The following is a 14,532-nucleotide window of genomic DNA, read 5'->3' on the forward strand; positions in this document are numbered from 1 at the left end:
AACTCTCGCTACCGCTAAGTTACTCGCGCGTACCGCTAGTTTCCGAAACATCCGTCCGCTACCTTCAGTGCATGGACAGACCCCAACCCACCTTCCAGGTGGATGGGGCGGCAATCCGCACACGCCGCAAGGACCTCGGCATGTCCCTGGCCAAGTGCGCCGAAGCCGCCGGCATCAGCAAGAGCTTCCTCACCGAGCTGGAAGTCGGCGCCAAGCAGCACATGCGGCCCCCCACGTACGCGGGACTCCGCACCGCCCTGCACATCCAGCCCGACGACCCGCGACTCCTCGCCCCACCCGGGGAGCCGCACAGGAAGGACACCGATGGCCGCCAGGAAGGCGCCGCTCGCCCCCACCCCGGCTGAACTGCCGGTCCTGGAGCGCTTCTACAACGTCCGGGCGGCTGCGATCCGACTCGGACTCACCGACCCGGACAAGCCGAAGGACACGACCGGCCAGCGCTGGCTCCGCGACGGCTTCAACCGGCCGCTCGACGGCAGCAAGGGCCGCCGCTTCCCGGGCCGTTACATGGGCCGCGAACTGGTCTTCAGCGAGTCCGACCTCATCGTCATTGACGAGATCGCCCGCGAGGAGACCGAGGCCCGGCTCAGGGCGAAGGAGCAGATGCCGGTCTCCACCGGCCGCCCCCGCCGCCGTAAGGCGCTCGCCCTCGCCGGCTCCTGAACGAACGTCGGGGCCGCCCCGGATGCGACCCGGAGACGACCCCACAGGCAACCCACTGCACTACAGCAAGGAGTGGATCACCTTGAGCACGAATCCTACCGACCTCCCCGGCCGCAGCACCCTGGTGATGACGCTGCCCCAAGCGCCGCTGCCGGACGCGCTGATGGCACGCGTCCGCGCCCAGCAGAACAACGCCCGCGCTGTCGACTACGTGATCGACGCCTTCTTCCTGCCGGCGCCGGTGCGGATCCCGCGCCCGGAGTCGGTGCACGTGATGGTCTCGGACGTGGACGACCTCGGCGAGTGGCTGCGGGTCCTGGGCGGCGAGATCCACGTGTCGCCGGAGTTCGAGGGTGTGGAGCTGTGGACGCTGCACACGCAGACGGAACCGCGTGAGGACGGGTCGACGGCGTCGGTGCTGGTGTCGGTGCCGGTCCCCGCGGGTGAGCTGGTCATGGACTGGATCCGCGCGGCGGTGAAGCGATGAATACCCGCAGCGTGAACTCTGCGGCCGGGGTGATCCTCGCCGCGATGCAGCAGAACAGGACGCCGGCGGGGATCGCGCTGGCGCTGGAGTCGGCGGGCCTGCTGATGTCCCCGGAGGCCGCGAAGGATCTGGCGTCGGTGTCGTCGGACGCGGTGCAGGTGGCCGAGCGTGCGGTGGTTGAGCTGCGGCGGGAGCACGAGGAGTCCGCGCGGCTGCGTGGGCTGTTGGCGGCTGAGGAGCGGGTGAGCGCGCGGCTTTGGGACGCGTTGACGTCCGCGCAGCGTGGGCGTAGCACGGTGCGGCTGACGCTGCTCAGTGAGCGGGAGCAGCATCGGGCGCAGGTCGAGGAGCTGCGGGCCCGGGTCGCCCAGTTGGAGACGGAGCGCACGAAGTACGTCGGCAAGGAGCCGACGATCGCGGAGGAGATGGCCTACCTCTCCCGCTGCCTCGATTCGGTACTGACGCTGTGTGAGAAGGCCGAGCAGCAGGCCGCCCGGTGGGAGAACCCGCTGCCGGTGCCCGAGTGGGTGGCGTCGGTCCGCGCGGCGGCCGAGGGACTGGTCGAGCGCAGCTCGTACCCGCCAGCGCTCCCGTGGGCGCGGCTCATGGATGACGAGGACCGGGCCGAGTTCCTGGCCGACCTCGCCGACGCGGTCGGCCACAGAAACGCGCTGGTCGAGATCGAGGACACCTGCAGCCGCTGGCGGGCGATCGCCGAGGCGCAGCACGCCCACAACACCGCGCCCGGTCCGGACGCGCCGTGATGTGGCTGTTGGGTACGGCGTTCGGGTTTCTCGGCCTGTGGCTGTTGCAGCTGGCCGCCGAGACCCCGCTCCCGCCTCGTCCCCGCCGCCCCGCTCCTGCACCACGTGTCCCGCATTGGGCACGGGCCGGCCACCTCCCCGTCTCTCCTTCTTCTTCTGCGGCTGCTGGCCGCCATCGCCGAAAGGCCACCCGATGAACCACTCGAAGAAGCCGGGCATGAGCTTCAGCCTCGGCGCGAACCACCTGCACGGCGTGCTCCGCGTCGACCAGATCCGCACCGACACCCTCATCCAGCTCGTGCAGTCGTGGGCCGAGCCGAAGGCCCGCGACGAGATCCTCGACGCCCTGGACGAACTCGCCGCCGTGGTGCAGGGCATCGCCCGGGAGGGCGAGCTGGACGCCGCGATCGAGCAGGTCGAGGACGCCGCCGGGATGGACACCGCGCAGGTCGAGGTGGGGATCCCGGACGCGCGCCGGCTCCACGAGGAGCTGTCCGCGGTGATGGAGCGGCTGGACCGCTTCAACCCGCAGCGCCGGGTCCCGTCGCAGCACGAGGGGGGTGTGGCGGCATGACCGCGCTTCAGCCTGAGATCACGGCGCTCGTCGCCCGGCAGCGTCTCGCCGCCGGTATCGCCGCCGAGGCCCGCCACCAGATGGACCCCGCCGAGGGGCTCGTGGACGCGGCGTTCGCCCGGCTCGCCTGCGACCACCCGGAGGCCTGCTCCTGCGAGGCCGACTACCCCGGCTGGATCCCGGGAGGTGCCCGGTGAGCCGTCTCGCCAAGCGCCCTCGCGCTGACCACAAGCAGACCGCCCGCTCCCTCCGCGAGCAGCCCGGCGTGTGGCTCGTCGTCGGTGATTACCGCAACAGCATCAGCGCCGACAACCTTGCGCGCCGTATCCGGTGCGGCTACCCGATCGGCAACCCGGACGACAGCACCCCGTACCTGCCGGCCGGGGCGTACGAGTCCCGGACCGAACTGATCGAGGACGGGACCCGCGTCCACGCCCGCTACACCGGGGGCGCCGCGTGAGCGCCGCCCGTCAGCGCCGCACGCGGCTCCTCGACACGATTCGCTCCCTGCCGGGAGAGGTCCGCACCGGTGAGGTCATGGCCCTGTACCGGGCCAACGGTTGGGGTCCGTCCCGGACGACGGCCCGCCGTGATCTGCAGTACCTCGCCCGCCACGGCCAGCTCGCCGAGCACGGCTCGGTGGACGACCGCTTCTACACCCTCAGGAAGGACGTGCGCTCGTGAGCGCCGAGATCACAAAGGGGGGCGGCGCGCTCGCCATCCGCCCCGACCAGACCGACTGGACCCCGCAACAAGCGGCTGTCCTTCAGCAGTCCGGCATTGACAACCAGGTGGCTCCCGCCGAGTTGTCCGCGTTCCTCCACCTCTGCCAGCGCACCCGGCTCGACCCGTTCTCCCGGCAGATCTACCTCATCGGCCGATGGGACAACAAGCAGCAGCGCAAGGTGTACACCCCGCAGACCAGCATCGACGGATACCGCGTCATCGCGCACCGTGCGGCGGCTGAGGCAGGTCAGACGCTCGGTTACGAGGACACCCTGTGGTGCGACAAGTCCGGCCAGTGGCGGGACGTCTGGCTGGCAGACGCACCGCCGGCTGCCGCGAAGGTAACCGTGATCCGCAACGGGATGCGGTTCTCGGCTGTGGCCCGCTACTCGGAGTACGTCCAGACGAAGAAGGGCGGGGAGCCGTCGGGGCTGTGGGTGAAGATGCCCGCGACCATGACGGCGAAGTGCGCGGAGGCGTTGGCGCTACGCATGGCGTTCCCGCACGACCTGGCCGGGGTGTACACAGCCGAGGAGATGGCGCAGGCCGACAACCCGACGCCCAGCGACCGGCATCTCCGCAGCGTGCAGCGGGGCGAAGCCGACCCGTGGGCCACGCCCGGCCCGGACGCCGGGCAGACGGGGGCACCGGCCATGCGCGGACGCTCGCAGCCCGCGCAGGACATCGCCGACGTCGCAGGGACGACGACCAACCAGGCCGCGATCAAGGAGCTGTACCGACAGGCGCACGGCGCCGGGCTGCTCGCCGAGACGGTGAAGGTTGACCGGGAGTTGCTGGAGCTCGGCGCGTACCTGATCGCCCGTGGCCAGCAGCTCGCCGAGCCCGCGCGGGCCGCCGCCGAGGCCTCTGCCGCCGTCTACTCCGACGACTTGGAACCGTCCAACGACGTGCCGGATGCGGAGGTCGTTGCCGAGGGCGAGACCGAAGCCGACGCCGCCGAGCGTGCCCTCCGCGCCGCCGCCGCGAGTGTCGGGATCGACAACCTCGATGAGGAGTTCGAGCGCTCCTACGGCCTGCCCATCGGCCAGGCCGGCGTCCAACAGCTGCGCGAGATGACCGCGATCCTCACCGGCTCCGCCGCCTAACCGCCGCACACGAGGGGCGCCCCGCGGCTATCGGGGCGCCCCGCCCAAGGAGACCACACCCATGAACCTGAAGGAAGCAGCAGCGCGCGAGGCCGCGCTGAAGACGCTCCTCGACGTCGTGGAAGCCGAGTACAAGGCCGCCCGCGCCGAGACCCGCGCCGCGCTCGAAGCCGCCGCCGAGACCACCGGTGTCCGCCAGGTCGCCGTCGCCCTGCCGGACGGCCCGGACATCGCCACCGTCAGCCTGTCCTCCGGTGAGGCCGCCGCGAAGGTCGTGGACGAGGAGGCATTCACCGCCTGGGTCCTCGCCAACTACGGCACGGAGATCGAGCGGAAGTTCATCACCACCGTCCGGAAGGCGTTCACCGATCGGCTGCTGCAGGAGATGACCGCCGCCGGCGCCGCCGAGTACGCCGACCCGGAGACGGGCGTCATCCACGAGGTGCCCGGCGTACAGATCGCCCCCGCGCGGGCCCGTACCCACAACGTGCGCTTCAAGAAGGACGGCCGGAACCAGGTCATGCAGGCCTGGCGCGAGGGCCGCCTCACCGCCGCGGTACTGCCCGAGTTGACCGCCGGGGGTGCCGCGTGAAGTACCTCGACTCCCGCCGCATCGCCTGGGACACGGAAACCACGTCGACCAACCCGGCCGAGGCCCGCATCATCACTGCCGCCCTCGTCGGCCGCGGCGGCGTCAGCCCGGACCGAGTGCAGACCTGGCTGATCAACCCTGGTGTGCCGATCCCCTCCGAGACCACCGCCATCCATGGCATCACCGACGAGAGGGCGCAGGCCGAAGGCCAGGACCCTACGTCGGCACTGGAGGAGATCGCCGACACGCTGGCGAAGGCCATCGACTACGGCATGCCGATCGTCGCCTACAACACCGCCTACGACTGGTCCGTGCTGCACCACGAACTCCTGCGGCACGGCCTGCGCCCGGTCGCCGACCGGATCCACATGGACGAGCCGTACACCCTGCTCGATCCCCTCGTCGTAGACAAGCAGGTCGATCGGTACCGCAAGGGCAGCCGCAAGCTCCAGACGGTGGCCGAGCACTACGGCGTGCAGCTCACTGACTGGCACATCGCAGACGCCGACGCGACCGCGGCGCTCGGGATCGCGGACGCCCTGTACCGCCGCTATCCGCAGCTTGAAGAGATGGGCCCGAAGCAGCTGTACGCGGCTCAGAAGGCTTGGCGTGCGGAGCAGCAGGCGTCGCTGCAGGAGTACCTGCGCCGCACGAAGCCGACCGCGGTGTGTGACCCGGCCTGGCCCCTCACCATCCCGACCCAGCGAAGGGAGGGCCAGTGATGCTGGTCTCCAAGGCGAAGTACGAAGACCTCAACCGCGCTCTCAAGGTGGAGTCCCGCCGCCGGCAGGAGGCCGAGGACAAGGTGGCCCGGCAGGCTGCCGCGATCGAGCGTCTGCAGTCGCAGGTCGCCCACGAGCAGGACGAGCACCCCACCACCCCGGTCTCGGTGCATCCGGCCACGGGTGATGCCCGGCTCCAGCAGCAGCTGGACTTGTCGGAGCGGGCCCGGCGTTCGCTGGACGCGCAGTGCCTGGAGTTGCACTGGACGAACGTCGTCCTGGAGCGCGAGCTCGCCGCGGCACACGAGCAGCTCGCCGCGCTTCAGGCCGCGCAGGGGGTGGCGTCGTGACCCCGGAGATCACGATCGGCGTCGCCTCGCTCATGGGCTCCCTCGTCCTGGCGACCGCGGCCGTGCGCTGGGCGGTGCGCCCGGCGCCGGTGCGGGGCCGGCACCGCCGCCAGACCGTGCACTGCCGGGAGTGCGGGGTGCGGACCGTCGTCGTCGCCCGCGGGCAGCTGCTGCTGTGCACGGTCGGCCACCTGATCGGGGGCGACCGATGAGCCCGCACGACATCGAGCAGCGGCTCATCGGCGCCGTGTACGCGTACGTCCTCCTCGCCGCGATCCCCCTGGGGGTTTTCGTCGGCCTGCTCATCTACAGCGCCGTCACCAGCTGGCGCGACCGCCGCGGCGAGGTCGGCCCGGACCGGTTGTGGGAAGAGGTCGGCGCCCACCTCGCCGAGGTCATCGCCTCGGACCCGCAGCTCTCTGCCGGCCTCGACCGACTCCTCAACGACGTCCGCAAGGGGGACCAGTGACCAGCCGCAACAAGGCCAAGGGCAGCGCCTGGGAGCGCGCCATCGTGGAGCACCTGAAGGCGGCGGGCTGGCCGTTCGCCGAGCGCCGCCTCGCCGGTGCCGCGAAGGACCGCGGGGACATCGCCGGTGTGGTCGGCGTCGTCATCGAGGCGAAGAACACCGCTTCCCGGAACCTCGCCGGCTGGATCGAGGAGACCGAGGTCGAGCGGCAGAACGACGGCGCGTGGCTGGGCGTGGTCTGGCACAAGCGGACCGGGAAGGCGTCGGCCGCGGACGGCTACGTCACCATGACCGGCGCCCAGTTCACCGCCCTCCTCGCCCGCGCCCTCGACATCCAGACCGTCATCCCTGTCGGCAACGAGGGTGAGGCCGCCTGATGTACCGCCACGACACTGACGCGCTCACCGTCATGGACTGGTTCTGCGGGGCTGGCGGCTCTTCTCAGGGAGTCCACGCCGTACCCGGCGTGCGGGTGGAGCGGGCCGCTAACCACTGGCGCCTCGCGATCGAGTCGCACGCCGCGAACTTCCCGACCACCAGCCACTACCAGGGCGACATCCGCAAGGCGCCCGTCTGGGACTGGCCTGTCACCGACATCTTCTGGGCGTCCCCCGAGTGCACGAACTGGTCCGTCGCCAAGGGCAAGAAGCGGGACTTCGTCGGCGCCATGCAGGGCAGCCTCCTGGATCTGCTCGCCGTGGCCGACGAGGACGATGAGCCGTCCCCGGAAGAGGAGTCCCGGGCGCTGATGGAGGAGGTGCCGCTGTACCTGCGCGGCGTGCAGGAGCGCGGTGGTCTCGTGAAGGCCGGCATCGTGGAGAACGTCACCGACGTCCGCGCCTGGGACCAGTGGGACCGGTGGCTCGGCGAGATCCACAAGCTCGGCTACAAGACCCGGATCATCGCCCTGAACTCGATGCACGCGCACCCGCGGTCGGTGCACGCTGCTCCCCAGTCCCGGGACCGCCTGTACGTGGGCTACTGGCACGAGAGTCTGGGGCGGAACCCTGACTGGGACAAGTGGCTGCGTCCGCGAGCCTGGTGTTCCGGCTGCGACGCCTTCGTGCAGGCCATGCAGGTGTTCAAGGACCCGAAGCGGGACATGGGCCGCTACCGGCAGCAGTACGTTTATCGGTGCCCGAACACCCGCTGCCGCAACCAGATGGTCGAGCCGGAGGCGCTGCCCGCCGCCGTGGCGATCGACTGGTCCATCCCGGGGCAGCGGATCGGGGACCGTGCCAAGCCTCTCGCGGAGAAGACCCTCCGACGCATCGAGGCGGGGCTGAAGAAGTTCGCCCGCCCGGTGCCGATGATGGTCCCGGCCGGCGGAACGTGGAGGGACGCCGCGGTCTCTGTCGGGGAGCCGATGCCCGCGCGGACCACCCGGGAGAACGACGCGCTGATGGTGCCGCCGTTGATGGTGCCCGTGGAGGGCCGGGACGGAAAGAGCGCTACGTCGGCGCACGCTCCGCTGCGGGCCATGACGACCCGGAACGAGACCGGCCTGGCATGGCTGCCGTTCATCGCCGAACTCCGCGGCGGTGGATCGGTCGCCCGATCCGTTGGTGAGTCGCTCGCCACGGTCACAGCGTCCGGCAACCACCACGGTCTGGTCGTTCCGCCGATGCCCGCCATGGTGATGCGGAACAACGGCAGCAAGGGTGACGGCGGCGAGCACTGCACCTCGCCAGCCGAGCCGTTCCGGACGATGACGACGGCCGGTCACCAGTCGCTGCTGACGTGGGAGCACATGCTCGTCCCGTACTACGGCAACGGTGGCCCGCGGTCCGTGAACGAGCCGATCGGCGCGCTGACGACCCGCGACCGGTATGCCTTGGTCCGCGGCGAGGTCGACATCAACGACGTCCTGTTCCGGATGCTGGAGCCGCACGAGATCGGCCGGGCCATGAGCTTCGCCGACAGCTACGTCGTCCTCGGCAACAAGCGGGAGAAGGTCCGCCAGTACGGCAACGCCGTCACCCCGAATGCCGCCGAGGTCCTGGTCTGCGCTCTGGTGGAGGCCATCACCGGCGAGGAGATCGACCGGTACGCGCAGCCGGTGATGGGGGCGGCTGTCTGATGCCTGGTCGCCCGAACAGCAGCCGCGTGGACGTTGTGACTCTCCTCCGAGAGGGCCACTCCGACAAGTACATCTGCCGCGCCCTGCGCACCAGGCCGGCACGAGTCGCACGGATCCGTGCCGAACTCGACCTCCCCCGCTACCAGCGCACCCCCATCCGCCTGGAAGACGCCTGGACCGTCCGTACTCGCCCGACTGATGACGGTCACCTCGCGTGGACCGGGTTCTGGCGCGAGGGCGTTCACCCCGTGATCAAAAACCAGGGCATCGAGTACGCCGCCCGCCGCATCGCCTTCCGACTCGCCACCGGCCGGGAGCCCCAGGGGCACGTCATGGCCGGCTGCGGATGGCCGCCGTGCGTGAAGCCCGAGCACGTCGAGGACCAGCCCATGCGGGACCAGTACAACGCGATCTTCGGAGCAGAAGCAGCATGAGCAACTACATCGGCAGCGTCCCCGACACCGCCCGCAAGACGGACTGGCGGACCCGCAGCGCCTGCCAGTCCTACGACCCGGAGCTGTTCTTCAGCGCCCTCTCGGAGGAGACCGCGAGGGCTGTCTGCCGCAGCTGCCCGGTGGTTGAGGAGTGCCTGCAGTTCGCCCTGGACGAGGACATCCAGTTCGGCGTGTACGGCGGCCTCAACGAGGACGAGCGCCGCGGCGTCCGCCGGATGGCTGTCCAGTGGAAGCTGACCACCCGCGAGACCTACAGGCGCCTGCGCGGTGCCAGGCAGCCGCAGCCGAGGACGATGCGGGGTCTGTTCGAGGAGAGCACGATCGCCGCGTTCGGTGATCACCTCACGTGGGTCGGCACCAACAAGCCCAAGTTCAAGGGCCGCGCGTACACGCCCGCCCAGCTCGCGTTCATCGTCGGCCGCGGACGTGCACCGGAGGGCGCGGTACGGCGTAACTGCGGCAGCCCGGACTGTGTGCGCCCGGAGCACCTCTCGGACAGCGCCGAGCGCCGCGGCGCCGGTCTGCCGGCCGTCGCGTGACCGAGGCCTCCGAGCCCGTCTGTGACATTCCTGCCCCGCATGAGGGCCCGGTCCGCTTGTACCCCGCCGGGTGGCTGTGCTCGACGCACAGCCCCTGGCGGGCCAAGGGGCTCCCCGAACCACCACCCGCCTACACGCCCCGCCCACCGACGGAGGAGGACACCCCATGACCGGTCGCCCGATCACCGGTACCACCCGAATACACCTGCGCAGCAAGGCGGCTCGCCTGTACATGGAGGGCTGCACGATCCAGTCGGTCGCCCGGCAGATCGGCTACTCCTACGGCACCACCCGCACCCTGCTGATCGAGGCCGGCGTCCGGATCCGCGCCCGCGGCGGTGTCCGGTGACCGCCCCGGTCCAGCCCGCGCTCGACGGCACGGTGCCCGCGCAGGGCCTGGACTACCACTCGTGGTGCGACCGCATCCGCCCTGCGTTCCTCGAGGCCGCGCGCACCGGTCGCCGCTTCACCACCTACGAGGTCGCCGCGGACAACGAGCTACCCGAGCCGCCCTGTCCTCGAGCGGACTGGGGGAACTTCACCCAGTCCCTCGTCCGCGACGGAGTCCTCGAGCACTGCGGGTTCGACCGCAGCAGTCGGCCGACGGGGGAGAAGTCCGCGGTCGCGGTCTGGAGAGGCACCCGGGCGGCGCAGGCGGGTCGGGTCGCGTGAGCTGCCCGCGGTGCGGCGGGACGGTGCCGCCGAACGCCGGGTTCTGCAAGGGCTGCGGCGCACCCATCGGCCAGTAAAGCACAGCCCCGCACCAGCACGGTGCGGGGCACGGAGAGAGGGGAGGGGAACGGTGTCAGAGCACATCTTCGTCGTCGGAGCGCCGGCGCACCTTCACGGTTCGCCTCTTCACCGTGGCCTCGGCGAGCAGCTTCTCGTACAGGTCGGCGTCCTCCGCCTTCAGCTTCTCCACGACGCGGCGCAGCGTCTTGGCCTCGTCGTAGGTGTCCACCGAGATCAGGACCGCTTGGGGCTTGTCCCGCCGGGTGAGCACGACGGGGGTGCCGAGGAGACGTACCTCGGCAATGACGTCGGTCATGTTCGCGCGGGCGTCGGACACGCCCATGCGCTTCTCGGCGGGCTGGCTCATGCGCTCAGGATACACAGCAACCCAACATTCATGTGCGTCGCGTTGTACAATTCGGGGGTAGGTCGGAGGCACCGACCGCCCTGAACAAGGGGCCTTCTTCGCCATGCCCTGACCAGCACGAACGAGAGAAGACCTTCGTGGGAATCCGCCTGATCGTTGAGGTGCTCACCAGCGCCCCCGAAGCCCTGACGCACCGGGAGAAGCTCCTCCTGGTCGTCCTGGCCGAGGACGCCAACGACGACACCCGCATCACGTGGAACAGCGTCGAACGGCCTGAGGTGCTCCGCGGCGCCAAGCTCAGCCGCTCGCAGCTCTACGCCGTCATCAAGTCGCTGATCGCCAAGGGCGCGCTCACGAAGCTGAACGCTGGCCAGAAGAACGGCACGGCGAAGTACAAGATCCCCGCGTTCACCGTGCCTCAGTGTCCCGGAATCCCTGACACTGAGGCCCCGTCTCAGGGTCCCGAGAACCGGGACACTGACGGCTCTCAGGGTCCCGAAAATGCGGACACTGACGCGAACGCCCAGTGTCCCGAAAATGCGGACACTGAACCGTCTCAGTGTCAGGAAATCCGGGACGTCAGTGTCCCGGAATCCGGGACCCCTACCCCTCTCTTCCCCTCCTCAACTACCCCCTCAGCTAGCAAGCAGGAGACGCCCGCCGCCGGACGCCACGCCTACGGCATCCCCGACAACGCGCGCCCCCTCGTAGACGGTCTCACCGCAGCAGGCGTCGTCGTTCGCTGGCCCTTCAGGGGCGACCAGTGGTTCCCGGTCCTCGCACTGATCGAGAAGTCCGGCGTGCCCGCCCTCATCGACCACGCCGTCAAGTCCGCATCCCGCACAAACGTCGACTCCGCCAAGTACTTCATGCGCGGTTGGAGCGAACTCCCGCCCCTGCCACCCCCCGGCGTCGAACGCCCGCCCCTCCGCGCGGTGTCCGGCGGCTGGCAGCCCGGCATGGCCCCTCGCCCCTCCACCACCGACCAGCGCGTCCAGCAAGCCATCGAAGCCGGCCGCCGCCTCCAAGCCCTCGCCGACGCACAAACCCAGGAGAACCGATGATCAGCTACGAGGAAGCCGGAAGACTCCTCGGACTCGCCGCCGCCAGAGACCAGCGCACCGTCGGCGACGCCGACCTCCTCGCCTGGCACGCCGACCTCAACGCAGCAGGCGTCACCTACCGCGACGCCGAAGCCGCCCTCACCCGCTTCTACGCCGTCGAGATGGCCGGCCTCCAGCCCGACCAACGGCGCCGCGTCACCACCCCCGACGTCATCAGCCTCGCCCGGAAGATCCGCAACGAGCGGCTGGAGAACTTCGTCTACGAACCACCGCCCGGCGACCGCGACCCGAACTACCTCAAGCGGCTTCGCGACCAACTCGAAGCCACCGCCAGCGGCAACACCCCGCCAGCCCGCCCGGCCCTCACCGGCTCTCCGTCAGCACCAACACGCGCACTCTTGAGCAGCGTCGGACGCCCCGTCCCCGACACGGACGACACCCCGACCGAGCGGCCCCGCATACAGCGCCCCGGACCTCTCGGACGCCAGTGCCCGAAGTGCTCCGCCGCGATCGGCCGTCCGTGCCGAACCCCTGGTGGCAAGGAACGCCCCCCGCACCCGGCCCGCCGCACCGCCTCCACCCCCAACCAGCCCGAAGAGGAGACCGCCTGATGGACGCCACCGACCCCCGCATGAACCTCGTCGCATGCGAGATCGACCGCATGCACTACGAGAATGGCCGGACCGGCATCGAGATCGCTGAGCAGTGGATCGTCTCCCACGTCGACGCCCTGCTCGCAGTTACCGAGGCCCGTGCCGAGGACCCGCGGACGTTTCCCGGGTTCGGTGACGGTACGTCCGAGGAGACGGCTCGCCGGATCGTTGCCCGTCTCCTCGACGCCGGATGGCGTCCGCCGGACACCGAGTGCCTGGCCCTCCCCGACATGCCGGCGGTGGACCAGTGACCGTCTACCCCGGCCCGCTCGGCGTCACCTGCCCCACCTGCCACGCCGGCGTAGGCCGCCCCTGCCGCACCGACCGAGGCCGCGAACGCGCACCACACGAAAACCGCCACACCACCGCCCTCCAGCCCCACACCGAGGAGACCGCATGAACCCGCGCGCCGCCATCCACCGCCTCTTCGAAAGCGGCCGAACCTCCTACCGCCTGGACGAGTACCTCGACGCCCACCGCACCGAGGTACTCGCCGAGGTCACCCGATGGCTGGGCAAGAAGGCCCGCGAGCACCGCGCCACCGGCACCAAGGCAGACGCCGGACGGGCCGTCCTCATCACCTCGCTGGCGTGCAAGATCTCGCGTGGCGCCGTCCGCCCGAACAACGACCTACTGCCCACCGGTAGCACGCCACGCTTCTTCGAGCCGGGCCGCACGTACACCCACATCGATGACGGCACGGACTGGCAGTTCCGCTGCGACACCGTCACCACCCACCCGGAAGACAGCGAGCTGACCGCACTCGGCTGGCGGTTCTTCAAGGGCACCTGGACCGAATGCGCCTACGGCGCAGACGACTGGGAGATCCACCTGATCGCCGGCATCACCGAGGAGACCGCATGAACGCCCGCCCCGCAACGCGGCACTTCGACAAGGTGCCGGACCCGCTGGACGGATGCCACTGGTGCGCGTGCGGCAACCGCTGGCCCTGCAAGGACGCTCAGCAAGGAGCCTCAGCGATGACCACCCAACCCATCGCCCTCCAGGTGATCCGGCACCAGTGCCCCCACTGCCGCCGCACCTGGGCCAAGAAGTCCGCCGCCAGCGCCCACATCGCCCGCTGCTGGCAGAACCCCGAAGCGCGCGGCTGCAAGACCTGCACCCACTTCGAGCCCGCCGACCCGGACAGCCCCTACCCCGAACACCCCGGCTGGCCCGAGAGCTGCGACGAGAACCGCGACCTCAGTAAGGGACTCCACACCAACTGCCCGCGATGGGAGACCGCCCGATGACCGTCCGCAAGCCCGGCGCCCCCATGCCCCCCAGCCTCCGCACCCTCATCCACAGCACCGCCGGACACCCCGCACGAGCGGTCGCCTGCCCCCACTGCAAAGCCCAGCCCGGCAAGCCGTGCGTCCTCCGTACCACCGGCCGGCTGCTGCCCGAACCCCACCCCCGCCGCGTATCCGCATGGGCCCAACAGACGGCCTGCTGCCCCGAATGCCAGGTCGAGCCCACCACGCCCTGCCACGACGCCGGACGCCCCCGCACCACCGTCCACGCACGCCGCTACCAGGAAGCCGAGGCCACCGCCGCATGAACGCATACGAACGCCTCATGGCCGAGGCCATCCCGACCGGCACGTTCGGCCACGCCCGACCCGCCCGCCGAGACAGCGCCGAGCCGGCACCCGCCTGGACGCCTGAAGAGCAGGCCGCCCACCGCGCCGAACTCGAAGCAGCCCTCGCGCCCCGCCGTCCGCGCAAGCCGAAGCTCCGCGTCATCCACGGCCAAGCCGCCGCCTAGCCCGCCGCACACCCCACCACCGCCACAAGGAGCACCGTGCAGATCCCCGCACCGTCCGGCTGCCGCTGGTGTGGCATCAACGCCCGCGAGCACGCCCGCAGATGGAAGCCGCCCATCGGCTGGCACACCTGGGAGCAGCCCACCCAGCAGCAGATCAAACAGCGCATGCAGGACCAACGCACCGCACGCACAGAGGAGACAACGTGACCACCGAGACCGCCTGCCGCCCGACCACCGTCCTCACCGGAGACGTCTACTGCCTCGACCTGGAGTGCGACCACGAGCACTCCGCCGAGGGCGGACCCAACGGGCTGGAGGAGTCGTACTGCGACGAGGTCCGCGAGGAAACCGTCTGCGCCACCCACTCCCGCTTCCAGACCGCGGAGGACGGGTTCGAGGAG

General features: G+C 70.5%; 31 protein-coding genes. 30 read left to right on the forward strand and 1 reads right to left on the reverse strand.

Annotated elements, in window-relative coordinates:
- Positions 1 to 71: 71 nt before the first annotated feature.
- The 20 genes from ACZ7N4_RS37565 (at position 72) to ACZ7N4_RS37660 (ending at position 10,220) form a co-directional block, all read left to right on the forward strand.
- Positions 72 to 365: a helix-turn-helix domain-containing protein gene (locus ACZ7N4_RS37565; protein ID WP_471368150.1), complete on the forward strand. Its 294-nt coding sequence runs from the start codon at positions 72 to 74 to the stop codon at positions 363 to 365.
- Positions 325 to 684: a hypothetical protein gene (locus ACZ7N4_RS37570; RefSeq protein WP_471368152.1), complete on the forward strand. Its 360-nt coding sequence runs from the start codon at positions 325 to 327 to the stop codon at positions 682 to 684. Before ACZ7N4_RS37565 ends, ACZ7N4_RS37570 begins: the two co-directional genes overlap by 41 nt.
- Before the next feature lie 82 nt (positions 685 to 766).
- Positions 767 to 1,171 (forward strand): hypothetical protein, encoded by a 405-nt coding sequence (locus ACZ7N4_RS37575; RefSeq protein ID WP_471368154.1) that lies wholly within the window; start codon positions 767 to 769, stop codon positions 1,169 to 1,171.
- An 11-nt stretch (positions 1,172 to 1,182) separates the two neighbouring features.
- Positions 1,183 to 1,935 (forward strand): hypothetical protein, encoded by a 753-nt coding sequence (locus ACZ7N4_RS37580; RefSeq protein WP_471368156.1) that lies wholly within the window; start codon positions 1,183 to 1,185, stop codon positions 1,933 to 1,935.
- Between the two features lie 217 nt (positions 1,936 to 2,152).
- The gene (locus ACZ7N4_RS37585) at positions 2,153 to 2,509 is read left to right on the forward strand and encodes a hypothetical protein (protein WP_471368157.1); all 357 of its coding nucleotides are present in this window, start codon (positions 2,153 to 2,155) and stop codon (positions 2,507 to 2,509) included.
- Entirely contained in the window at positions 2,506 to 2,706 is a 201-nt protein-coding gene (locus tag ACZ7N4_RS37590) for a hypothetical protein (RefSeq protein ID WP_471368158.1), read from the forward strand. Before ACZ7N4_RS37585 ends, ACZ7N4_RS37590 begins: the two co-directional genes overlap by 4 nt.
- Positions 2,703 to 2,969, forward strand: coding sequence for a hypothetical protein (locus ACZ7N4_RS37595; RefSeq protein WP_471368159.1), 267 nt, complete (start codon positions 2,703 to 2,705; stop codon positions 2,967 to 2,969). The genes ACZ7N4_RS37590 and ACZ7N4_RS37595 overlap by 4 nt, the downstream gene beginning before the upstream one ends.
- Positions 2,966 to 3,193, forward strand: a complete 228-nt coding sequence (locus tag ACZ7N4_RS37600; RefSeq protein ID WP_471368161.1) for a hypothetical protein — start codon at positions 2,966 to 2,968, stop codon at positions 3,191 to 3,193. Before ACZ7N4_RS37595 ends, ACZ7N4_RS37600 begins: the two co-directional genes overlap by 4 nt.
- Positions 3,190 to 4,341, forward strand: coding sequence for a phage recombination protein Bet (gene bet / locus ACZ7N4_RS37605; RefSeq protein WP_471368163.1), 1,152 nt, complete (start codon positions 3,190 to 3,192; stop codon positions 4,339 to 4,341). The genes ACZ7N4_RS37600 and bet overlap by 4 nt, the downstream gene beginning before the upstream one ends.
- A 61-nt stretch (positions 4,342 to 4,402) precedes the next feature.
- Complete coding sequence (locus ACZ7N4_RS37610; RefSeq protein ID WP_471368165.1) at positions 4,403 to 4,933, forward strand: hypothetical protein; 531 nt, start codon at positions 4,403 to 4,405, stop codon at positions 4,931 to 4,933.
- Positions 4,930 to 5,655: an exonuclease domain-containing protein gene (locus ACZ7N4_RS37615; RefSeq protein ID WP_471368167.1), complete on the forward strand. Its 726-nt coding sequence runs from the start codon at positions 4,930 to 4,932 to the stop codon at positions 5,653 to 5,655. Before ACZ7N4_RS37610 ends, ACZ7N4_RS37615 begins: the two co-directional genes overlap by 4 nt.
- A complete protein-coding gene (locus tag ACZ7N4_RS37620) occupies positions 5,655 to 6,005 on the forward strand; it encodes a hypothetical protein (protein ID WP_471368169.1) in 351 nt (116 codons plus the stop codon). The genes ACZ7N4_RS37615 and ACZ7N4_RS37620 overlap by 1 nt, the downstream gene beginning before the upstream one ends.
- Entirely contained in the window at positions 6,002 to 6,217 is a 216-nt protein-coding gene (locus tag ACZ7N4_RS37625) for a hypothetical protein (RefSeq protein ID WP_471368171.1), read from the forward strand. Before ACZ7N4_RS37620 ends, ACZ7N4_RS37625 begins: the two co-directional genes overlap by 4 nt.
- Positions 6,214 to 6,474, forward strand: a complete 261-nt coding sequence (locus ACZ7N4_RS37630; protein WP_471368174.1) for a hypothetical protein — start codon at positions 6,214 to 6,216, stop codon at positions 6,472 to 6,474. Before ACZ7N4_RS37625 ends, ACZ7N4_RS37630 begins: the two co-directional genes overlap by 4 nt.
- A complete protein-coding gene (locus tag ACZ7N4_RS37635; protein ID WP_471368176.1) occupies positions 6,471 to 6,851 on the forward strand; it encodes a hypothetical protein in 381 nt (126 codons plus the stop codon). Before ACZ7N4_RS37630 ends, ACZ7N4_RS37635 begins: the two co-directional genes overlap by 4 nt.
- Complete coding sequence (locus ACZ7N4_RS37640; RefSeq protein WP_471368179.1) at positions 6,851 to 8,554, forward strand: DNA cytosine methyltransferase; 1,704 nt, start codon at positions 6,851 to 6,853, stop codon at positions 8,552 to 8,554. Before ACZ7N4_RS37635 ends, ACZ7N4_RS37640 begins: the two co-directional genes overlap by 1 nt.
- A gap of 26 nt (positions 8,555 to 8,580) precedes the next feature.
- Positions 8,581 to 8,988 (forward strand): hypothetical protein, encoded by a 408-nt coding sequence (locus ACZ7N4_RS37645; protein ID WP_471368181.1) that lies wholly within the window; start codon positions 8,581 to 8,583, stop codon positions 8,986 to 8,988.
- A complete protein-coding gene (locus ACZ7N4_RS37650) occupies positions 8,985 to 9,548 on the forward strand; it encodes a WhiB family transcriptional regulator (protein WP_471368183.1) in 564 nt (187 codons plus the stop codon). The genes ACZ7N4_RS37645 and ACZ7N4_RS37650 overlap by 4 nt, the downstream gene beginning before the upstream one ends.
- A 166-nt stretch (positions 9,549 to 9,714) precedes the next feature.
- Positions 9,715 to 9,897, forward strand: coding sequence for a helix-turn-helix domain-containing protein (locus tag ACZ7N4_RS37655; protein WP_471368185.1), 183 nt, complete (start codon positions 9,715 to 9,717; stop codon positions 9,895 to 9,897).
- A complete protein-coding gene (locus ACZ7N4_RS37660; protein WP_471368187.1) occupies positions 9,894 to 10,220 on the forward strand; it encodes a hypothetical protein in 327 nt (108 codons plus the stop codon). The genes ACZ7N4_RS37655 and ACZ7N4_RS37660 overlap by 4 nt, the downstream gene beginning before the upstream one ends.
- A gap of 133 nt (positions 10,221 to 10,353) precedes the next feature.
- Here the strand turns inward: ACZ7N4_RS37660 and ACZ7N4_RS37665 are convergent, their stop codons facing one another.
- The gene (locus ACZ7N4_RS37665; RefSeq protein ID WP_471368189.1) at positions 10,354 to 10,647 is read right to left on the reverse strand and encodes a type II toxin-antitoxin system Phd/YefM family antitoxin; all 294 of its coding nucleotides are present in this window, start codon (positions 10,645 to 10,647) and stop codon (positions 10,354 to 10,356) included.
- A gap of 137 nt (positions 10,648 to 10,784) precedes the next feature.
- Between ACZ7N4_RS37665 and ACZ7N4_RS37670 the strand changes: the two genes are divergently transcribed.
- The 10 genes from ACZ7N4_RS37670 to ACZ7N4_RS37715 form a co-directional block, all read left to right on the forward strand.
- On the forward strand, positions 10,785 to 11,711 hold the full coding sequence (locus tag ACZ7N4_RS37670) for a hypothetical protein (protein ID WP_471368191.1): 927 nt from the start codon (positions 10,785 to 10,787) through the stop codon (positions 11,709 to 11,711).
- Complete coding sequence (locus ACZ7N4_RS37675; protein ID WP_471368193.1) at positions 11,708 to 12,322, forward strand: zinc finger domain-containing protein; 615 nt, start codon at positions 11,708 to 11,710, stop codon at positions 12,320 to 12,322. Before ACZ7N4_RS37670 ends, ACZ7N4_RS37675 begins: the two co-directional genes overlap by 4 nt.
- Entirely contained in the window at positions 12,322 to 12,615 is a 294-nt protein-coding gene (locus ACZ7N4_RS37680) for a hypothetical protein (RefSeq protein WP_471368195.1), read from the forward strand. The genes ACZ7N4_RS37675 and ACZ7N4_RS37680 overlap by 1 nt, the downstream gene beginning before the upstream one ends.
- Positions 12,555 to 12,764: a zinc finger domain-containing protein gene (locus ACZ7N4_RS37685; protein ID WP_471368197.1), complete on the forward strand. Its 210-nt coding sequence runs from the start codon at positions 12,555 to 12,557 to the stop codon at positions 12,762 to 12,764. The genes ACZ7N4_RS37680 and ACZ7N4_RS37685 overlap by 61 nt, the downstream gene beginning before the upstream one ends.
- Positions 12,761 to 13,228: a hypothetical protein gene (locus ACZ7N4_RS37690; protein WP_471368199.1), complete on the forward strand. Its 468-nt coding sequence runs from the start codon at positions 12,761 to 12,763 to the stop codon at positions 13,226 to 13,228. The genes ACZ7N4_RS37685 and ACZ7N4_RS37690 overlap by 4 nt, the downstream gene beginning before the upstream one ends.
- Positions 13,229 to 13,344: 116 nt before the next feature.
- Positions 13,345 to 13,617, forward strand: a complete 273-nt coding sequence (locus ACZ7N4_RS37695; RefSeq protein ID WP_471368201.1) for a hypothetical protein — start codon at positions 13,345 to 13,347, stop codon at positions 13,615 to 13,617.
- Positions 13,614 to 13,925 carry a zinc finger domain-containing protein gene (locus ACZ7N4_RS37700; RefSeq protein WP_471368203.1) on the forward strand — a complete coding sequence of 104 codons (312 nt, stop codon included), beginning with the start codon at positions 13,614 to 13,616 and terminating at the stop codon, positions 13,923 to 13,925. Before ACZ7N4_RS37695 ends, ACZ7N4_RS37700 begins: the two co-directional genes overlap by 4 nt.
- 17 nt (positions 13,926 to 13,942) lie before the next feature.
- On the forward strand, positions 13,943 to 14,131 hold the full coding sequence (locus tag ACZ7N4_RS37705) for a hypothetical protein (protein WP_471368205.1): 189 nt from the start codon (positions 13,943 to 13,945) through the stop codon (positions 14,129 to 14,131).
- 36 nt (positions 14,132 to 14,167) lie between these two features.
- Entirely contained in the window at positions 14,168 to 14,338 is a 171-nt protein-coding gene (locus ACZ7N4_RS37710) for a hypothetical protein (RefSeq protein ID WP_471368207.1), read from the forward strand.
- A partial coding sequence (locus ACZ7N4_RS37715; RefSeq protein ID WP_471368209.1) for a hypothetical protein occupies positions 14,335 to 14,532 on the forward strand: 198 nt, incomplete at its 3' end. The genes ACZ7N4_RS37710 and ACZ7N4_RS37715, both read left to right, overlap by 4 nt.

This window comes from Streptomyces sp. NPDC107654 (assembly GCF_055639035.1).